General features: G+C 67.2%; 15 protein-coding genes and 1 tRNA gene. 13 read left to right on the forward strand and 3 right to left on the reverse strand.

Annotation, left to right across the window (positions count from 1 at the left end; genetic code table 11):
• The first annotated feature begins 401 nt into the window (after positions 1-401).
• A complete protein-coding gene (locus BM070_RS09235) occupies positions 402-2,156 on the forward strand; it encodes a cation:proton antiporter domain-containing protein (protein WP_092939304.1) in 1,755 nt (584 codons plus the stop codon).
• A 232-nt stretch (positions 2,157-2,388) separates the two neighbouring features.
• Here the strand turns inward: BM070_RS09235 and BM070_RS09240 are convergent, their stop codons facing one another.
• Entirely contained in the window at positions 2,389-4,209 is a 1,821-nt protein-coding gene (locus BM070_RS09240; RefSeq protein WP_092939305.1) for a M14 family metallopeptidase, read from the reverse strand.
• A gap of 291 nt (positions 4,210-4,500) precedes the next feature.
• Here BM070_RS09240 and BM070_RS24775 point away from each other — a divergent pair, with 291 nt between their 5' ends.
• On the forward strand, positions 4,501-4,647 hold the full coding sequence (locus BM070_RS24775; protein WP_175518462.1) for a hypothetical protein: 147 nt from the start codon (positions 4,501-4,503) through the stop codon (positions 4,645-4,647).
• Between the two features lie 334 nt (positions 4,648-4,981).
• Positions 4,982-6,121 carry an ROK family protein gene (locus BM070_RS09245; protein ID WP_092939306.1) on the forward strand — a complete coding sequence of 380 codons (1,140 nt, stop codon included), beginning with the start codon at positions 4,982-4,984 and terminating at the stop codon, positions 6,119-6,121.
• A 148-nt stretch (positions 6,122-6,269) separates the two neighbouring features.
• Here the strand turns inward: BM070_RS09245 and BM070_RS09250 are convergent, their stop codons facing one another.
• A complete protein-coding gene (locus tag BM070_RS09250; protein ID WP_092939307.1) occupies positions 6,270-7,466 on the reverse strand; it encodes an amino acid aminotransferase in 1,197 nt (398 codons plus the stop codon).
• A gap of 110 nt (positions 7,467-7,576) precedes the next feature.
• Here BM070_RS09250 and uvrB point away from each other — a divergent pair, with 110 nt between their 5' ends.
• The 10 genes from uvrB to BM070_RS09300 all read left to right on the forward strand — a co-directional run bounded on the left by uvrB (position 7,577) and on the right by BM070_RS09300 (position 16,370).
• Positions 7,577-9,667, forward strand: coding sequence for an excinuclease ABC subunit UvrB (gene uvrB / locus BM070_RS09255; protein WP_092939308.1), 2,091 nt, complete (start codon positions 7,577-7,579; stop codon positions 9,665-9,667).
• A 276-nt stretch (positions 9,668-9,943) separates the two neighbouring features.
• Positions 9,944-10,480: a Fe-S cluster assembly transcriptional regulator IscR gene (gene iscR / locus BM070_RS09260; protein WP_092939309.1), complete on the forward strand. Its 537-nt coding sequence runs from the start codon at positions 9,944-9,946 to the stop codon at positions 10,478-10,480.
• 52 nt (positions 10,481-10,532) lie between these two features.
• Positions 10,533-11,753, forward strand: coding sequence for an IscS subfamily cysteine desulfurase (locus BM070_RS09265; RefSeq protein ID WP_092939310.1), 1,221 nt, complete (start codon positions 10,533-10,535; stop codon positions 11,751-11,753).
• Positions 11,754-11,774: 21 nt separating this feature from the next.
• Positions 11,775-12,188 (forward strand): Fe-S cluster assembly scaffold IscU, encoded by a 414-nt coding sequence (iscU, locus tag BM070_RS09270; RefSeq protein WP_092939311.1) that lies wholly within the window; start codon positions 11,775-11,777, stop codon positions 12,186-12,188.
• Positions 12,189-12,192: 4 nt separating this feature from the next.
• Positions 12,193-12,516 carry an iron-sulfur cluster assembly protein IscA gene (gene iscA / locus BM070_RS09275; protein WP_092939312.1) on the forward strand — a complete coding sequence of 108 codons (324 nt, stop codon included), beginning with the start codon at positions 12,193-12,195 and terminating at the stop codon, positions 12,514-12,516.
• A 90-nt stretch (positions 12,517-12,606) separates the two neighbouring features.
• Complete coding sequence (gene hscB, locus BM070_RS09280; protein WP_092939313.1) at positions 12,607-13,125, forward strand: Fe-S protein assembly co-chaperone HscB; 519 nt, start codon at positions 12,607-12,609, stop codon at positions 13,123-13,125.
• 141 nt (positions 13,126-13,266) lie between these two features.
• Positions 13,267-15,162 (forward strand): Fe-S protein assembly chaperone HscA, encoded by a 1,896-nt coding sequence (gene hscA, locus BM070_RS09285; RefSeq protein WP_092939314.1) that lies wholly within the window; start codon positions 13,267-13,269, stop codon positions 15,160-15,162.
• Positions 15,163-15,202: 40 nt separating this feature from the next.
• The gene (gene fdx, locus BM070_RS09290; RefSeq protein ID WP_092939315.1) at positions 15,203-15,541 is read left to right on the forward strand and encodes an ISC system 2Fe-2S type ferredoxin; all 339 of its coding nucleotides are present in this window, start codon (positions 15,203-15,205) and stop codon (positions 15,539-15,541) included.
• The gene (dnaQ, locus tag BM070_RS09295; RefSeq protein WP_092939316.1) at positions 15,541-16,254 is read left to right on the forward strand and encodes a DNA polymerase III subunit epsilon; all 714 of its coding nucleotides are present in this window, start codon (positions 15,541-15,543) and stop codon (positions 16,252-16,254) included. The genes fdx and dnaQ overlap by 1 nt, the downstream gene beginning before the upstream one ends.
• A gap of 41 nt (positions 16,255-16,295) precedes the next feature.
• Positions 16,296-16,370: transfer RNA gene (locus BM070_RS09300), tRNA-Val, on the forward strand.
• A 226-nt stretch (positions 16,371-16,596) separates the two neighbouring features.
• Here the strand turns inward: BM070_RS09300 and BM070_RS09305 are convergent.
• Positions 16,597-18,414 carry a phage tail sheath C-terminal domain-containing protein gene (locus tag BM070_RS09305; RefSeq protein ID WP_139222790.1) on the reverse strand — a complete coding sequence of 606 codons (1,818 nt, stop codon included), beginning with the start codon at positions 18,412-18,414 and terminating at the stop codon, positions 16,597-16,599.
• Between the last annotated feature and the right edge of the window lie 32 nt (positions 18,415-18,446).

An 18,446-nucleotide genomic window follows, 5' to 3' on the forward strand; every position in this document is an offset into this window, starting at 1 on the left:
GCGACCTTTCCGCGCCCGGGCCTCGTTTTTGCAGGGGTGCGAGGGTTGGGGTTATAAGAACGTGTTCACGATTTCCCAGGGGGCGCGCAGCGGTGTGGGCGGGACGGGATGCAAGGCGCGGTGCGCAGTGGATAGCACGGCTATCCACAAGCGCGGCAACGCCGCAGACGGCCCACCCACACCGCTGCCCTTCGGGTTGGAGCGAAATCGGGCGACTGGAGGCCCCGGCTGCTTGCATGGACATAAGTCCATGCGGCGCATCCGAAGCATCCACTCATCCCGATTGCGCTCCAACGCGATCCCCTGCGAGATCGTGAACACGTTCTAAGGACCTGCGCCCAGCCTCCCGCCTTTTCCGTGCGGCCCCATCGCCTTCGTTTGCCCGCCATCCGCCACACCCCATGCACCATAGCCTGTCGCTCATCAACACCATTGCCGCCGGCCTGGGCCTGGCCCTGCTGCTGGGCTTCATCGCCACGCGGGTGAAGCTGCCGGCGCTGGTGGGCTATCTGCTGGCGGGGGTGATGATCGGTCCGTTCACGCCGGGTTTCGTGGCCGACCGCGAAATGGCCAGCCAGCTCGCCGAGATCGGCGTGATGCTGCTGATGTTCGGCGTGGGCCTGCATTTCTCGCTGGGCGATCTGCTGGCGGTGCGGCGCATCGCGCTGCCCGGGGCGGTGGTGCAGATGGTGGTGGCCACGCTGCTGGGCATGGGCCTGGCGACCTGGTGGGGATGGGGCCTGGGGGGCGCGCTGGTGTTCGGCCTGTCGCTGTCGGTCGCCAGTACCGTGGTGCTGCTGCGTGCGCTGGAGACGCAGGGCATTCTCGATTCGTACACCGGCCGCATCGCGGTGGGCTGGCTGGTGGTGGAAGACCTGGCGATGGTGCTGGTGCTGGTCTTGCTGCCGCCGCTGGCCGGCTGGCTGGGCGGCAGCGGCGCCGAAACGCCGGCCGCTGACGTATGGCGTGCGGTCGGCATCACCCTGGCCCAGGTGGGCGCTTTCGTCGTGCTCATGCTGGTGGTGGGGCGGCGGGTGTTCCCGTGGGTGCTGTGGCAGGTTGCCCGCACCGGTTCGCGCGAGTTGTTCACGCTGTGCGTGGTGGCCGCGGCCGTCAGCATCGCCTATGGCTCGGCGGCGCTTTTCGGGGTGTCGTTCGCGCTGGGGGCGTTCTTCGCGGGCATGGTGATGCGCGAGTCCGAATTCAGCCACCGCGCTGCGCAGGAGTCGCTGCCGCTGCGCGATGCCTTCGCCGTGCTGTTCTTCGTGTCGGTGGGCATGCTGTTCAACCCCTGGGTGCTGGTGGAGCGGCCGCTGCAGGTGCTGGGCGTGGTGGCCATCATCATCCTGGGCAAGACGCTGGCGGCGGCGGCGCTGGTGCTGGCCTTCCGCTACCCGCTGAACACGGCGCTCACGGTGTCGGCCAGCCTGGCGCAGATCGGCGAGTTCTCGTTCATCCTGGTGGGCCTGGGCTCCTCGCTCGGCCTGCTGCCGCCCGAAGGGGCCAGCCTGGTGCTGGCCGGCGCGCTGATTTCCATCGCGGTGAACCCGGTGCTGTTCCGCGCCATCGCGCCGCTGCAGCAATGGCTGCGGGCGCGTTCCGCGCTGGCGCGGCGGCTGGACCAGCGCGACGATCCGCTGGCCGAGCTGCCCATGACGACCGACGAGAAGTTCCTTGCCCGCCAGGTCGTGCTGGTGGGCTACGGGCGGGTGGGCCAGCGTATCGCCGCCGCGCTGGTGGCGCAGGACGTGCCTTTCGTGGTGGCCGAGCAGAACCGCGAACTGGTCGAATCCCTGCGCAACCAGGGCATGGCCGCGGTCTATGGCGATGCGGTGGACCCGGCGGTGCTGATCCAGGCGCACATCGCCCGGGCCCACATGCTGGTGATCGCCACGCCGGACACGCTGAACGTGCGCCAGATCGTCGAAACCGCGCGCATCCTCAACCCGGAGATCGAGACGGTGGTGCGCAGCCATAACGACGAAGAGGCCCGGCTGCTGGAGCAGGAAGGCGTCGGCAAGGTGTTCCTGGGCGAAGAGGCGCTGGCCGTGGCCATGACGGAGCATGTCGTTGCCAGCGCGCACCAGCGGCATGCGGGGGGCGGCCATGCGTCGGCGGCCACGGCGCCGGGCGGCCTGCACGAGCATCGCGCCTGAGGCTTCTTCAAGGCTTTTGGGCCGCAAGCCCAGGCTGATCAAGCGCTGCTAGCTATCGAATCAGTAGCAAATGGCTTGGGGCGGCCGGGAGCCGATGTGCCTCTGCAGACATGAGAGGCCCTGGGCATGCTCGCCGATGCCGCCAGGCCGGCTGCAGCCCCGGCGGCGAGCGCACCGGCCGCAGCCGCCCAAGGGCCGCGCCGGCCGATAGGGCCCATCCGCAGATCCGCCGTCAGTCGCCCTCGAACACCAGCGACGGCGGCGCCATCACGCGGGCGGTTTCGTTCAGGCTGCCGATGAGGTGGTTGGCGAAATAGCTGTTCTGCGTGTCCGGCTCCAGCGCCGCGACGGCCAGGTTGGCGAGCGGCTGGTTCAGCGGCACGTAGAAGCTGCCGGCCGGTGCGTCGATGGCGCTGCGGGTCAGCGTGGTCTGCACATTCACGACGTCGCCGGAGCCCGCCACCGTGCCGCGCACGTCCTGGCGCGCGGCGGTGTCGCGGCCGGTTTCCTGGTAGGTGTCGGCCAGCACCGAGCCCTGTTCGGCCACGCGCATCACCTGCAGGCCCAGCAGCCGCAGCCGGTCCACCGCAGGCGCGGCGGTGCCTGCCAGCCAGTAGCCGCAGGGCCGGGCGCGGCTCTTGACCGTGCGCAGCTCCAGCGATGAGTTCCATTCCACCCGCAGCGCGCGGTCGGCGCCGGTCTGCGGGTCGAGCATCAGCAGGTCGCGCTGCGTGGGCGTCGGGGCGGCTTCGACGACGACCTGGCCGCGGCAGGCCTGGGCAGCCGTGTCGCGGGCTACGAAGGAGCGCACCTGCTCCAGGTTGACCGCGCGTTCGGCCGCGCTGCGCAGCGCGCTGGTGAGCGCCGTGACCTGGGTGTGGACGCGGCGCTGGATGTCGGTGCGGCCGATGCCCACGCCGCGCGTTTCCACCAGCAGGCTGACCGTGTTCTTCAGGCCGTTGACGTTGCGGCCCGTGTCGGGCTGCGTGCCGCCCATGGAGATGGTGCGGTCGTCCATGTTGGTCGAGGTGGTGTAGTACCACTCGTTGGTCAGCCCTTGCGCGGTGAGCGCGCTCACCATGGGCTGGCGGAACCATTCCAGCGCGGCCTTGTTGATGAATTCCGGCATGTTGGCCGTGGTGGCGTGCTGCAGCAGCGCGTCGTAGCGCTGGATGCCGCCGAACTTCTGCAGGAAGCGCCCGACCACGGTGTATTCGTGCGCGTCCACCACGGCCGCAGGGCGGTAGTTGCGCACCAGCTTGGCCAGGGCCTGCGCCTCGGGGGTGTTGAGCAGCAGGTGGTCGCGGTTCATGTCGATGCCGTTGGCCGTCACGCGGGTGCCGGCTTCGGCGCCGTCCGGGTTGGCGCGCGGCACGACGATCACGTTGATGCGGTCCAGCAGCGGCTCCAGCAGGCCTTGCGACAGTTCGCGGGCCATCACCAGCAGCGCCTCGGCGGGGGCGGGTTCGTCGCCGTGCTGCTGGCCGATCAGCAGCACCGTGGGCCGGCCGCTCGCGTCCAGCGCGGCCACGTCGGTGCCGCCAGCGCGGGTCAGCACCAGGGCCTGCAGGGGCACGCCGCGCTGGGACCGGCCGATGTCGAGCAGCTCGGCCTTGGTGCTGCCCTTGACGGACGTGGCCAGCCCGCGCAGCCACTGCGCCATTTCGGCATGGGTGGTGAAGGCGCGGCGGCCGTCGGCCAGGCCCGGCGTCTCGTATCGCACGGACGGGGCCGGAAAGCGCGCCGCCACGGCCTCGCTGTAGGGCAGGGCGTCAGCCGTGGGCGCGGGGGCCTCGGGCTCCACCGTCATCAGCGGGCTGGGCGCGATGGGCGTCGTCACCACGCCGCTGCGCTGCGTGCCCAGCGGCGGCGGCACCGCCCGGGTGGCCGTGGGGGCCGGCGCCGTCTGGGCGGCCTTGGGCGGCGTGGCCGGCCAGGGCGGCAGCGGCGTGCTGCCGCAGGCCGCGAGCAAGGCGGCGGCAGCGGCCACGGCGCCCAGGCGCCAGGCGCGCAGGGGGTGGAAGTCGGGCAGGAAAACGGCTTGCTGAGGCATGGCTGTGATGGGGGCGCGAATCCCCGGCTACGAATTGACATGCGATGTTACCTGCCGAGCCCGGCTGGTCCGCACCCGGGCAGGGGCTGCCCGGAGGCCGAAGTCCGGCGCGCGGCGCGAAGACCTGAGCTTTACGCATAAGCAAGCGCGTTTTGCTTGGTTGGCCGGCCGGGGGGCGCTGGCTACATTGGCTTCACCAGCCCGGGCGCTGGGCGCCGGCTCCCAGGGCGGCGATCCGCCTCCGGCCCGCTTCATCGCTTGCGTTCACTCATCACCAGGGAGCATTTCGACATGGCAGCTGCACTGCACCACACGGTCATCCGCTCATGGGTCCATGGCATCGGCAGGACGCTGATTCCCGCCAGTCTGGTGCCCGGTACTGCCGATGCCTGGGCCAGCAACACGGCGCTGGCCGGTACGGTCTGGGCCACGAAATAACGCAGGGGCGGGCATGGCCTGACCGAGCCGGCACCAGGGTCGCTGCGGATCTTCGCGGCGCTGTCGCCGGGGCCATGTTCCCGCCACTGCAGGTTTGTCAGTAGGGGGGTCTCCTTTCAAGCCCGCTGCGTGCGGGCTTTTTTTTGTCTTCGCGGGGGTGAGGCATGGTGGCGGTGGCTGCGGTTTCTTCTTCGTTGTCTCCTGGGCTGGCGGCTTCGCTGGCCGGCATGGCCTGCGCCCGCCAGGGAATGCGCTCTCGGCTGACGTGCTGCACCTCGGCTTGCCGGCAGCATGTCTACAGTGCCCCTGGAGGGCTGCTCCAACGAGGGATGGCATGGCCGAGAAGCACAAGCACAAGGATTCGTCGAACGAAGCAGAGCCGGACGCACGCCCGGCGAGCGAGCGGGAGCTCAGGGCCCAGCGCCGGCTCGCCACGCTCGGCCCCCACGGAGAAATGGAACTGCCGTCGGTGACCATCGACGGCTACAGCCTGGAGCTGCGCGATGGCGACGGCGATGGCTTCATCGGCGATGCCGCGAGCCGCACGGCTTTCCGCAAGATGCTGGATGCCTGGCGCGTGCTGTTCACCGACATGGCGGGCAAGGACCCGTTCGGCTCCAAGCCCACGGTGGACATCGGCAAGTCGCGGCTCGACGAATTGCTGGAAGAGGGCGGCCCGGCCGCGCAGGCCATCCGCGCGGCGCAGGAAGACTACGCGCTGCAGCTGGCCGACGTGGTGCCGCGCTTTCTCAAGGAAAAGAGCTGGAAGGGCGTCGAGCGCGTGATCGTGGGCGGGGGCTTCCAGCAGAGCGAAGTGGGGCAGGGCGCCATCCGGCGTGCTGCCGCGCTCTTGAAGGCGGCGAAGGTGCCCGTGGAGCTGCGCACGCTGCGCCATCACGCCGACGAAGGCGGGCTGGTCGGCTGGGTGCATCTGGCGCCCACCGCGCTGCTGCAGAGCTACGACGCGATCCTGGCCGTCGATATCGGCGGCACCAACGTGCGCTGCGGCATCGTGCTCACCCATCTGCACAAGACGCCCGACATGTCGCGCGCCGAAGTGGTCAAGCGCGACAAGTGGGGCCATGCGGGCGACACGCCCACGCGCGATGCGCTGATCGAAGGCATCGCCGGCATGCTGGAAAAGCTGCTGGAGCACGCCGAGAAGAAGGGCATCCGCGTGGCGCCCTTCATCGGCGTCGCCTGCCCGGGCCTGATCTGCGAGGACGGCTCCATCGCCGGCGGCGCCCAGAACCTGCCCGGCAACTGGGAGAGCACGCGCTTTCGCCTGTCGCACGACCTGTACGAACGCCTGCCGCTCATCAGTGGCGGTCGCACCCAGGTCTGTCTGCACAACGACGCGGTGGTGCAGGGCCTCTCGGAGCTGCCCTTCACCCAGGACGTCAAGCGCTGGGCGGTGCTGACGGTGGGCACGGGCCTGGGCAATGCGAGCTACACCAACCGCAGTCCGCAATGAGATCCTGGAAGTCTTGATGCTCTGCTTTTGATAGCTGAACATGCAGGCAGATCAAGCGCTGCAGGCCGAAAAGGCATGAAAAAACCGCCCGAGGGCGGTTTTTTTTGTGTTGCATCGAGCCCGCTGCCGGTCTGGTCGGCAGCTGCCGTCAGACCACCTTGGCGATGGACTGGCAGACGTGGTCGATGTTCTTGCTGTTGAGCGCGGCCACGCACATGCGGCCCGTGTCGGTGCCGTACACGCCGAACTCGGTGCGCAGGCGCACCATCTGGTCCTTGGTCAGGCCCGAGTAGCTGAACATGCCGATCTGCTGGGTGATGAAGGACATGTCCTGCTGCACGCCGGCGGCCTTCAGGCCATCGACCAGCTTCTGGCGCATGGCCTTGATGCGCACGCGCATCTCGCCCAGTTCCTTTTCCCACAGGGCGCGCAGCTCGGGGTTGCCCAGCACGGCCGCCACCACCGCGCCGCCGTGCGTGGGCGGGTTGGAGTAGTTGGTGCGGATCACGATCTTGAGCTGGCTCAGCACGCGCGATGCCTCTTCCTTGTCGGCGCACAGCACCGACAGGCCGCCCACGCGCTCGCCGTACAGGCTGAAGCTCTTGGAGAACGAGGTGGAGACGAAGAAGTTCAGGCCGGCGGCCACGAACTTCTGGATGACGGCGCCGTCCTCCTGGATTCCGTGGCCGAAGCCCTGGTAGGCCATGTCGAGGAAAGGCGTCAGGCCCTGGGCCTTGACCACGGCGATGACCTGGTCCCACTGCTCGGCGGTGATGTCGTAGCCGGTGGGGTTGTGGCAGCAGGCGTGCAGCACGACGATGGTGCCGGGCGCGGCAGCCTTCAGGCTGGCCAGCATGCCTTCGACGTTCACGCCGCGCTTGGCGGCGTCGTAATAGGCGTAGGTATCGACGGTGAAGCCGGCGTTGGTGAAGAGGGCGCGGTGGTTCTCCCAGCTCGGGTCGGAGATCAGCACCTTGGCGTCGGGGCTGACCTTCTTCAGGAAGTCGGCGCCGATCTTCAGGCCGCCGGTGCCGCCGATGGCCTGCACGGTGGCCACGCGGCCGGAGGTGACGGGCTCGCTGCCTTCGCCGAACACCAGCGCCTTGACGGCGTTGTCGTAGGCGACGATGCCGTCGATGGGCAGGTAGCCGCGCGCGGTGGGCTTGTCCATCAGGGCCTTCTCCGCAGCCTGCACGCACTGCAGCAGGGGGAGCTTGCCGTTGTCGTCGAAATACACGCCCACGCCCAGGTTGACCTTGTTGGGGTTGGTGTCAGCAGCGAACTGCTCGTTCAGACCCAGGATGGGGTCGCGTGGTGCCATTTCGACGGCGGTGAAGAGAGACATGGAGTTCTTTCCTTGGGGAAATATCGACAAAGGATGTCAGAGCGGAGGTCCGGGCCTGTTGTAGTCTGCCGGGACGGCCCGATTTTAAGGGCTCCACTTCCCGCCACCCCATGCCAAAACCCATTGAAGCCATGCCGCCCGCGCAAGAGGGCCAGCTGGTGCGCTTTCCCGATTCGCCCTTCGAGCTGTTCCAGCCCTATCCGCCCGCCGGCGACCAGCCCACGGCCATCGAGGAACTGGTCGAAGGCGTGCGCGACGGCGAGGTCTTCCAGACCCTGCTGGGCGTGACCGGCTCGGGCAAGACCTTCACCATGGCCAACGTCATCGCCCGCCTGGGCCGGCCGGCCATCGTCTTCGCGCCCAACAAGACCCTGGCTGCGCAGCTCTACAGCGAATTCCGCGAGTTCTTCCCCAAGAACGCGGTGGAATACTTCGTCAGCTACTACGACTACTACCAGCCCGAGGCCTACGTGCCGCAGCGCGACCTTTTCATCGAAAAGGACTCGGCCATCAACGAGCACATCGAGCAGATGCGCCTGTCGGCCACCAAGAGCGTGCTGGAGCGCCGCGACGTCGTCATCGTCGCCACGGTGAGCGCCATCTACGGCATCGGCGCCCCGGAGGACTACACCCAGATGCGCTTCATCCTGCGCGTGGGCGACGAGCTGAACCAGCGCGACGTGATCGGCCGGCTGATCCGCATGCAGTACACGCGCAACGAACAGGACTTCGCGCGCGGCAGCTTCCGCGTGCGCGGCGACACCATCGACGTGTTCCCCTCGGAGCACTCCGAACTGGCCATCCGCATCGAGCTGTTCGACGACGAGGTGGAGTCGCTCTCGCTCTTCGATCCGCTCACCGGCCGGGTGCGGCAGAAGATCCCGCGCTTCACCATCTACCCCAGCAGCCATTACGTGACGCCGCGCGACAAGGTGCTGGCCGCCGTCGAAAGCATCAAGCTGGAGCTGGCCGACCGGCTCAAGCAGTTCGTCTCCGAAGGCAAGCTGGTCGAGGCCCAGCGGCTGGAGCAGCGTACCCGGTTCGATCTGGAGATGCTGAGCGAAGTCGGCCACTGCAAGGGCATCGAGAACTACACGCGCCACCTATCTGGCGCGCAGCCGGGCGACCCACCGCCCACGCTGACCAACTACCTGCCGCCCGACTCCATCATGTTCCTGGACGAGAGCCACCAGATGATCGGCCAGCTGAGCGCCATGTACAACGGCGACCGGGCGCGCAAGACCACGCTGGTCGAATACGGCTTCCGCCTGCCTTCGGCGCTGGACAACCGGCCGCTCAAGTTCGACGAGTTCGAGCAGCGCATGCGCCAGGTCGTGTTCGTTTCCGCCACGCCCGCCGACTACGAAAAGACCCACGCCGGCCGCGTGGTGGAGCAGGTGGTACGCCCCACGGGCCTGGTTGACCCGGAGATCGAAGTGCGCCCCGCCACCCATCAGGTGGACGATGTGCTGCAGGAAATACGCATTCGCTCCGAAAAGAATCAGCGCGTACTCATTACCACGCTGACCAAGCGCATGGCCGAGCAGCTGACCGACTACCTCACCGACAACGGCGTCAAGGTGCGCTACCTGCACTCGGACATCGACACGGTGGAGCGCGTGGAGATCATCCGCGACCTGCGCCTGGGCGCCTTCGACGTGCTGGTGGGCATCAACCTGCTGCGCGAGGGGCTGGACATTCCCGAGGTGTCGCTGGTCGCCATCCTGGATGCGGACAAGGAAGGCTTCCTGCGCGCCGAGCGCAGCCTGATCCAGACCATCGGCCGGGCGGCCCGCAACCTGAACGGCAAGGCCATCCTCTACGCCGACCGCATCACCGACTCGATGCGCAAGGCCATCGACGAAACGGAACGCCGCCGCGCCAAACAGATCGCACACAACGAAGCCCAGGGCATCACGCCGCGCAGCATCGTCAAACAGGTGCGCGATCTCATCGACGGGGTCTATAGCGAGAAGTCGGGCAAGGAAGCCGAGCGGCTCGAGCAGGAATCGATGCAGCGGGCCCAGGTGGAAGACATGTCCGAAAAGGACGTCGCCCGGGAGATCAAGCGCCTGGAAAAGCTCATGCTGGAGCACGCGCGCAATCTGGAGTTCGAGCAGGCCGCCCGGGTGCGCGACCAGCTGACCCGGCTGAAAGACCGCGCATTCGGTGCGCACGGCGGAGACCAGGTGGCGGTCTGAGATCGTGAACACGTTCTGAGCCGGCGAACCAAGGTCACAGGGGTGCCGGTGCCTTACCGGGAGGTAGCTCCCGCGACCGGGGTGTCCGGGTACCCGACAAAAACAATAGGGTTTGTGCTATACTTGTCTGAAATAGTCAAGAAAAGAAAAGCCCAGGATGAATAGGGCTCCGCGAGGTTCAGGTGCCTGTCGGAGTAGGGGCGGAGACGGTGCCGGAGGCTGGTTCCCAGCTTTCGGATTTCTATAACGAACAAGCCTGAAGACAAGGAGCTTGCGATGCGTCTCACTACCAAAGGCCGTTTTGCGGTCACCGCGATGATCGATCTGGCACTGCGCCAGAACAACGGCCCGGTCACCCTCGCTGCCATCAGCCAGCGCCAGCAGATCTCGCTGTCGTATCTCGAACAGCTCTTCGGCAAGCTGCGCCGGCACGAACTGGTCGAATCCACGCGCGGCCCCGGCGGCGGCTACACGCTGGCCCGCAAGGCCGGCGACATCACCGTGGCCGACATCATCGTCTCGGTCGATGAACCCATCGACGCCACCCAGTGCGGCGGCAAGGAAAACTGTCTGGGCGACGCCGGCCGCTGCATGACCCACGAGCTGTGGGCCTCGCTGAACCAGCGAATGGTCGAGTTCCTGGACTCCGTCACCCTGCAGAAGCTGGTGGACGACCAGCTCGCCAAGGGCGTGCAGGTCGAAGACAAGCCGGTCGTGCGCCGCGCCATCTCGACCACGCCCGTCGTCAAACCCATCCGCGTGAACGCGCCCAACTCGGTGTTCGCACTGGGCAACGTGTTCGCCAAGTCCTGAGTGCCGGGCATCCGCCCGACCTTGCCAGCCAGAGTCTTTGTTTGAGCCAGCCATGGATATGACCCCGCATTTCCCTATCTATCTCGACTACGGTGCCACCACGCCCGTGGACCCGCGCGTCGTTGACGCCATGATTCCGTGGCTGCGCGAGCATTTCGGCAACCCGGCCTCCCGCAGCCACGCCTGGGGCTGGGAAGCCGAAGAGGCCGTGGAGAAGGCCCGCGCCAACGTGGCCGCGCTCATCGGCGCCGATCCGCGTGAAATCGTGTGGACCAGTGGCGCCACCGAGTCCAACAACCTCGCCATCAAGGGTGCCGCGCACTTCTACAAGGGCAAGGGCAAGCACATCATCACGGTGAAGACCGAGCACAAGGCGGTGCTCGACACGACCCGCGAGCTGGAGCGCCAGGGCTTCGAGGTGACCTACCTCGACGTCCAGGAAAACGGCTTGCTCGACTTCGACGTGCTCAAGGCGGCCATCCGCCCCGACACCATCCTGCTGAGCGTGATGTTCGTGAACAACGAGATCGGCGTGATCCAGGACATCCCGGCCATCGGCGCGCTGTGCCGTGAAAAAGGCGTGATCTTCCACGTCGATGCCGCGCAAGCCACCGGCAAGGTCGAGATCGACATGGCCACGCTGCCCGTCGATCTGATGAGCCTGGCATCGCACAAGACCTACGGCCCCAAGGGCATCGGCGCGCTGTACGTGCGCCGCAAGCCCCGCGTGCGCCTGGAAGCGCAGATGCACGGTGGCGGCCACGAACGCGGCATGCGTTCGGGCACCTTGCCCACGCACCAGATCGTCGGCATGGGCGAAGCCTTCCGCATCGCCCGCGAAGAGATGGCGCAGGACCTGGCCAAGGCCCGCGCGCTGCAAAAGCGCCTGCTGGACGGCCTGACCGACATTGAACAGGTCTTCGTCAACGGCGACCTGGAGCGCCGCGTGCCGCACAACCTGAACATCAGCTTCAACTACGTCGAAGGCGAGTCGCTGATCATGGGCATCAAGGGTCTGGCCGTGTCGTCGGGCTCGGCCTGCACGTCCGCGAGCCTGGAGCCCAGCTACGTGCTGCGCGCCCTGGGCCGCAGCGACGAACTGGCGCACAGCAGCCTGCGCATGACCATCGGCCGTTTTACGACCGAGGAAGAGATCGACTACGCCGTCTCCACCATCCGCCACAACGTGGCCAAGCTGCGCGAGCTCAGCCCGCTGTGGGACATGTACAAGGACGGCATCGACATCAGCGCCATCCAGTGGGCCGCACATTGAAGAATTGACGAGGTAAACATCATGGCTTATTCAGACAAAGTGATCGACCATTACGAGAACCCCCGCAACGTGGGTTCGTTCGACAAGGGTGATGAGTCCGTAGGCACCGGCATGGTCGGCGCGCCGGCATGCGGCGACGTGATGAAGCTGCAGATCAAGGTGAACCCCGAGACCGGCGTGATCGAAGACGCACGCTTCAAGACCTACGGCTGCGGCTCGGCCATCGCCTCTTCGTCGCTGGTGACCGAATGGGTCAAGGGCAAGACGCTGGACGAAGCGGCTGCGCTGAAGAACAGCCAGATCGCCGAAGAGCTGGCGCTGCCGCCCGTGAAGGTGCACTGCTCCATCCTCGCGGAAGACGCCATCAAGGCCGCCGTGCTGGACTACAAGACCAAGCACGCGGCAGCCGCTCCCGCCGACGCTCAGGCCGCCTGACGCCATGGCCATCACCCTGACCGAAGCCGCGGCCCGGCACGTCAACCGCTATCTGTCCCGACGGGGCAAGGGCGTGGGCGTTCGCCTGGGTGTGAAGACCACGGGGTGTTCCGGGTTGGCGTACAAGCTGGAGTATGTGGATTCGCAGGAGCCGGAAGACGTGGTGTTCGAGAACCACGGCGTGAAGGTGCTGATCGATCCCAAGAGCCTGGCCTACATCGACGGCACCGAGCTCGACTTCGTGCGTGAAGGCCTGAACGAAGGCTTCAAGTTCAATAACCCCAACGAGCGCGACCGCTGCGGTTGCGGGGAGAGCTTCCGCGTTTGAGCTTTCCCTCGACGCGCTGACCGCTGCGACCGCCAGCGCCCCCAGCGCTGGCGGTTTTTTCATCACTGGCAGGCAGCAGGCCTGGCCCTTATGAACCTCCAATCCGACGACTTTGAACTGTTCGACGTGCCGCGACGCTTCGAGCAGGACCGTTCCGCGCTGGATGCGCGCTGGAAGGCGCTCCAGCGCGAGGCCCACCCGGATCGCTTCGCCGCGCAGGGCGGGGCCGCGCAGCGCGTGGCCATGCAGTGGTCGGTGCGCATCAACGAGGCCTACCAGCGCCTGAAAGACCCGCTGCGCCGCGCCGCCTATCTGTGCGAGCTGCACGGCGCGCCCATCCGCGCCGAAGACAACACCGCCATGCCCGCCGCGTTCCTGATGCAGCAGATGGAGTGGCGCGAGGCGCTGGAAGAAGCCGGCAGCACCGCCGAACTCGATGCGCTGGACGACGACGTGGCGCAGTCGCAGGCCGCCGCGATCGCGCGCTGCCGGCAGCTGATCGACGAGAAGGCCGACTATGCCGGGGCGGCGCAGGAGGTCAGAGCCCTCATGTTCATTGCGCGTTTTGGCCTGGACATCGAGGCCCGCCGGGACCAACTGGGACAATAGCCGGTTGAGCAAGGGCCCGGCGCCTTTTCATCGCGCCGCAGCCGTTTCGGCGCGCCCGTACCCACCCGCATCAAGACAAGAGCGAGCAAACCAGGCCCCGGGGGCCGGCGAAGCAGGCTCACCACAACACGAACATTCTTCATGGCGCTTCTGCAGATCTCCGAACCCGGCCAATCCCCCGACCCGCACCAACGGCGCATCGCCGTGGGCATCGACCTGGGCACCACCCATTCGCTGGTGGCCGCCGTGCGCAATGGCGTGGCCGAATGCCTGCCCGACGATGCCGGCCGCGTGCTGCTGCCTTCGGCCGTGCGCTACCTGGAAGGGGGCGGCCGGCAGATCGGCGCCGAGGCGCTGGGTGCCCAGGCAACGGACCCGGTCAACACCATCGTCTCGGTCAAGCGCTTCATGGGACGCGGCCTGGCCGACATCGCCGGACGCGAGAAACTGCCGTACAGCTTCACTGAAGCGGCACCGGCCGGGGAGGGTGCCGCCGAGGGCTCCGCCCACGGCATGGTGGCCATCTCCACCGCTGGCGGCGTGAAGTCGCCGGTGGAGGTCAGCGCCGAAATCCTGGCCACCCTGCGCTACCGGGCGGAAGACACCTTCAACGACGACCTGTATGGCGCCGTCATCACCGTGCCGGCCTATTTCGACGATGCACAGCGCCAGGCCACCAAGGACGCTGCCCGCCTGGCGGGCCTGAATCTGCTGCGCCTCATCAACGAGCCGACGGCCGCGGCCATCGCCTACGGGCTGGACAACGGTTCCGAGGGCGTCTATGCGGTGTACGACCTGGGCGGCGGCACCTTCGACATCTCGGTGCTGCGGCTCACGCAAGGCGTGTTCGAGGTCATCTCCACCGGCGGCGATTCGGCCCTGGGCGGCGACGACTACGACGCAGCCCTGGCCGAATGGGTGCTGGGGCAGCTGGGCCTGCAGGCCGTGTCCCCGCAGGACAAGTCGGCCGCCCGCGTGGCGGCGCGCGCCTGCAAGGAGGCCCTGACTGCTACGGAAAAGGTAGCATTCAGCGCCATCATCGCGGGCGCGGAAGCCCGATTCGACGTGACGCGTCAGGATTTCGAGGCCGCCACGGCCGAGCTCACGGCCCGCTCGCTGGCCGCGGTGCGCCGCGCCCTGCGCGATGCGCGTCTGCAAAAGGACGAAGTCCAGGGCGTGGTCCTGGTGGGTGGTTCCACCCGCATGCCGCAGATCCGCCAGGCGGTGGCGGATTTCTTCGGCAAGGAACCGCTGACCAACCTCAACCCCGACGAAGTCGTCGCCCTGGGCGCGGCCATCCAGGCCAATCAGCTGGCCGGCAACGACTCGGCCGGCGATCTGCTGCTGCTCGACGTGATCCCGCTGTCGCTGGGCATCGAGACCATGGGCGGGCTGGTCGAGCGCATCGTCAGCCGCAACGAAACCATTCCCACCGCCAAGGCGCAGGACTTCACGACCTACAAGGACGGCCAGACCGCCCTGGCGGTCCATGTGGTGCAGGGCGAGCGCGACCTGGTGGCGGACTGCCGCAGCCTGGCCCGCTTCGAGCTGCGCGGCATTCCGCCCATGGCCGCCGGCGCGGCGCGCATCCGCGTGACCTTTACGGTCGATGCCGACGGCCTGCTGAGCGTCAGCGCACGCGAGCAGACCAGCGGCGTCGAGGCGCGCATCGACGTGAAGCCGTCGTACGGCCTCTCGGATGACCAGATCGCCCGCATGCTGCAGGAAGGCTTCGCCACCGCCCAGCAGGATGTGCGCACCCGCGCCCTGGTCGAGGCCCGCGTGGATGCCGACCGCATGCTGATCGCCATCGACAGCGCCCTGCAGGCCGATGGCGACGTGCTGAGCGCCACCGAGCGCGAGGCCATCGATGGCCTGGCGCAGGCGCTGAAGTCGCTGCGCGACACGTCCGAAGACGCCGCCGAGATCGAGGCCGCCACGCAGGCGCTGGCCAAGGGCACCGAGGCCTTCGCGGCCCAGCGCATGAACCGCGGCATCCGTGAGGCGCTGGCCGGCAAGAACGTCGATAAGCTCTGACCCGCGCTCCCACCCCCCACAGCAAGAAACCCCGAGCCCCATGCCCGTCATCAAGATTCTTCCTCACGCCGAATACTGCCCCGCCGGCACCGAAATCTCCGCGCCCGCCGGCACCTCGATCTGCGAGGCACTGCTGGACAACGGCATCAAGATCGAGCACGCCTGCGACATGAGCTGCGCCTGCACCACCTGCCACGTCATCGTGCGCCAGGGGCTGGAATCGCTCAACGAGGCCGAAGAGGAAGAGGAAGACCTGCTGGACCGCGCCTGGGGCCTGGAGCCGCAATCGCGCCTGTCGTGCCAGGCCATCCTGGCGCAGGCGGATGTGACGGTGGAGATCCCCAAGTACACGATCAACCACGCCAAGGAAAACCACTGATGTCCCGCCAGATCGTTCTCGATACGGAAACCACCGGCCTTTCGGCCGAGGGCGGCGACCGCATCATCGAACTGGGATGCGTGGAGCTGTTCAACCGCAAGCTCACCGGCAACAACCTGCACCTCTATTTCAACCCGGGGCGCGACAGCCATGAAGACGCGCTGAAGGTCCACGGCATCAGCAACGAGTTCCTGAAGGACAAGCCCAAGTTCGCCGACATGGCCGAGGACATCCTGCGCTACCTGCAGGGTGCCGAGATCATCATCCACAACGCGGCGTTCGACGTGGGCTTTCTCAACAAGGAGCTCGAACTGACCGGCCGCCCGGCCTTCGGCAGCTTCGTGGCCGGCATCACCGACACCCTGGCCATGGCCAAGGAGATGTACCCCGGCAAGCGCAATTCGCTCGACGCCCTGTGCGACCGGCTGGGCGTGGACAACTCCAGCCGTACCCTGCACGGCGCCTTGCTCGATGCGGAGCTGCTGGCCGATGTCTATATCAACCTCACGCGCGGGCAGGACGCGTTGCTCATCTCCGACGAGTCGGAAGAGGACGAGGGCGGCGTGAAGATCGCGCCCATCGACCTGAGCAGCATCACCCTGCAGGTGCTGCGCGCGAGCGAAGCGGAGCTGGCCGAGCACGATGCGACGCTCGCGCAGATCGACAAGGCCAGCGGCGGCAAAACAATTTGGAAAACCTCGGCCCAGGCCTGAAAAACTGTGCCATAATCATGGTCTTGTCGCAACGACGACTAGGGTGATTAGCTCAGCGGTAGAGCACTGCCTTCACACGGCAGGGGTCGCAGGTTCAAACCCTGCATCACCCACCAACATCGAAACCCCGTAGATCCATGGTCTGCGGGGTTTTTTCTTGGACCTGCTGCCTGCCGTGCATCCCCGAAGTTCCCGGTCGGCTGGCGCGTGTGCGCTTGCGGGTCAAATCGGCGTCGACGCCGGCCATGCGCAACGCGAAGCTCCGCTCGGCGAGCGCGGCATTGCCGGAGGACTGTGCTCACGAAGGTTCCATCGTGCCGGCTTAATGCGCGGCCAGGCCACTCAGCCGCTCATGGCCTGTGTGAACATGATCTCGATGAATTCGCCAGGGCGGATCATCTGCAGGGACACGGCGACGAGCATGTTGCCGTCCAGCACGTTCTGGGCGGTCATGGTCGATCCCAGTCCGCAGCTTACCGAGAACGCCTCGCTGGGTTGGCTGCCCGTCAGGCCCCCCTGTTGCCAGACACCCGTCAGGAAACTGCCGATGGCGGCCGTCACGGTCGCCCATGTGGCGGCGTCGTTGGCGGCGAAGACATAGCTCTGCAGCGCGAGCTTGATCGACTGCTCCAGGTAGATCAGGGTGCGCCGGACCTGGATGTAGCGATAGTCGTCGCTGTTGCCGTCCAGCGTGCGGGCGCCCCACACGACGTTGCCCCGCGAGGGCAGGGCGCGCACGATGTTGATGGCCTCGCCATTGGTCGGCACGTTGAATCCGCTCTGCTCTGCATCGGTCATGGCGTAGAGCGGCGCCGCCACCGAAGCCAGCGCCAGATTGGCCGGAGCGCTCCACACGCCGTTGAGGTTGTCGCTCGTGGTCCAGACGCCGGCGAGCAAGGCGCTGGGCGGCAGCACGTTCATGTCGGCGGCGATCAGCTGCGCGATCTGCTGGAACAGCGGCAAGGCGTTGAGCAGCCGTTGGTTCAGGCTCGCCATCCACTGCGCCAGCGCGGTGCCGTCGGTGGGCGCGGGGGCGTAGCCGCCGCCGATCGAATAGGCCTTTCCGGTGGCCGAGGCGGAAACCGGAAAGGCCGCAGCGATGGCTGACTGCAGGTCGGCCAGTGCATCAGGATGGCCGACGTAGAGCGCGGTGGCCTGCGTGGTGAGAAGGTTGTTGAGCGTGCGGTTGTCGCCGTCGGGGGCTTGCAGGCAGGTGTAGAGGATGTCGGCTGTGCCGACGATGGAAGTCCTGAGCGCGGGCCCGTAGCAGGCGCCGTAGCTGACGCTGGAGACCTGGGGCGCGATGGCTTCGGAGAGTTCCGTCTGCGCGGCCTGCATGGCCTCGCAGGTGTCGGCGGTGAGGGCGCCGGGCAGCTCCAGGATGGCCATCCGGTCCTGTCGCCGGGACGCCTGCTGGAGCATGTTGCAGGCCATGGACGCGTAGTCCGGACGGGAGAGCTGGCAGGCTTCCGGCACCACGATCATGGTGGGGCCGATGGTGTTGCCGGCGACGCTCAGCCCCACGTTCAGGCCGGGCTTGCCGCTGTCGAGGGCACCGCTGGGATCGCCCAGTTCGATGGTGCCGGCGGTCCAGCTGACGGGAATGGGCGCGGGCAGGCTGCCCGGGGTCGGAAACTCGTTGGCCCAGTAGCTTCCCACCGACACCACGAAGCATTTTCCGCCGCCGTTGGCGAAGAAGGCCTGCATGCTCCAGTACAGGTTGAACCGACGGGGCTCGCCGGCGAGCGCGGCGGACTGCAGCAGGAAAGGTTGTGTCGAGATGGCGCCGTTCGCATCGGAGAAAGCGGCGTGGAAGGACGGAGGCTGCTGCACGGCCGGCCGGTCATGCGCGCCCCCGGAAGTGCTGCCCGAATAGCCCGAACTGCTCGGGAAAGGGGAAGAATCGCCCAGTGCCACGACTTGGTACCGCATCGGGATAGGGCCACCGAAGTGCTGGATGAACTCCGCCATCGACGAGATCGGCACCGCCGTGTCGTAGAGCGGCCTGCCGGTTGCCGGGTCGCCCGCCACTTCGGTATAGCCGATGAAGATCGGCACGGCCGTTTCCACGCCGACGATGGAAATCCCTGAAGAGGCTATCTCATTGATGTAGACGCCTGGCGTCGAGCGATTCAAATAGGCGGAAACCGAGGTGGACATGCGCAATCCTTTGCTGGTGGCGGCTATCGAGA

This window comes from Paracidovorax wautersii, from assembly GCF_900113035.1.
Taxonomy (GTDB): domain Bacteria; phylum Pseudomonadota; class Gammaproteobacteria; order Burkholderiales; family Burkholderiaceae_C; genus Paracidovorax; species Paracidovorax wautersii.

What these genes read in the sequence shown, in the direction of transcription:
- BM070_RS09250 (WP_092939307.1), bottom strand. Translation starts at nt 7,466, where the DNA reads ATGTCTCTCTTCACCGCCGTCGAAATGGCACCACGCGACCCCATCCTG.
- fdx (WP_092939315.1), top strand. Translation starts at nt 15,203, where the DNA reads ATGCCCGTCATCAAGATTCTTCCTCACGCCGAATACTGCCCCGCCGGC.
- uvrB (WP_092939308.1), top strand. Translation starts at nt 7,577, where the DNA reads ATGCCAAAACCCATTGAAGCCATGCCGCCCGCGCAAGAGGGCCAGCTG.
- BM070_RS09305 (WP_139222790.1), bottom strand. Translation starts at nt 18,414, where the DNA reads ATGTCCACCTCGGTTTCCGCCTATTTGAATCGCTCGACGCCAGGCGTC.
- iscR (WP_092939309.1), top strand. Translation starts at nt 9,944, where the DNA reads ATGCGTCTCACTACCAAAGGCCGTTTTGCGGTCACCGCGATGATCGAT.
- hscB (WP_092939313.1), top strand. Translation starts at nt 12,607, where the DNA reads ATGAACCTCCAATCCGACGACTTTGAACTGTTCGACGTGCCGCGACGC.
- BM070_RS09245 (WP_092939306.1), top strand. Translation starts at nt 4,982, where the DNA reads ATGGCCGAGAAGCACAAGCACAAGGATTCGTCGAACGAAGCAGAGCCG.
- BM070_RS09235 (WP_092939304.1), top strand. Translation starts at nt 402, where the DNA reads ATGCACCATAGCCTGTCGCTCATCAACACCATTGCCGCCGGCCTGGGC.
- BM070_RS24775 (WP_175518462.1), top strand. Translation starts at nt 4,501, where the DNA reads ATGGCAGCTGCACTGCACCACACGGTCATCCGCTCATGGGTCCATGGC.
- iscA (WP_092939312.1), top strand. Translation starts at nt 12,193, where the DNA reads ATGGCCATCACCCTGACCGAAGCCGCGGCCCGGCACGTCAACCGCTAT.
- dnaQ (WP_092939316.1), top strand. Translation starts at nt 15,541, where the DNA reads ATGTCCCGCCAGATCGTTCTCGATACGGAAACCACCGGCCTTTCGGCC.
- BM070_RS09240 (WP_092939305.1), bottom strand. Translation starts at nt 4,209, where the DNA reads ATGCCTCAGCAAGCCGTTTTCCTGCCCGACTTCCACCCCCTGCGCGCC.
- hscA (WP_092939314.1), top strand. Translation starts at nt 13,267, where the DNA reads ATGGCGCTTCTGCAGATCTCCGAACCCGGCCAATCCCCCGACCCGCAC.
- iscU (WP_092939311.1), top strand. Translation starts at nt 11,775, where the DNA reads ATGGCTTATTCAGACAAAGTGATCGACCATTACGAGAACCCCCGCAAC.
- BM070_RS09265 (WP_092939310.1), top strand. Translation starts at nt 10,533, where the DNA reads ATGGATATGACCCCGCATTTCCCTATCTATCTCGACTACGGTGCCACC.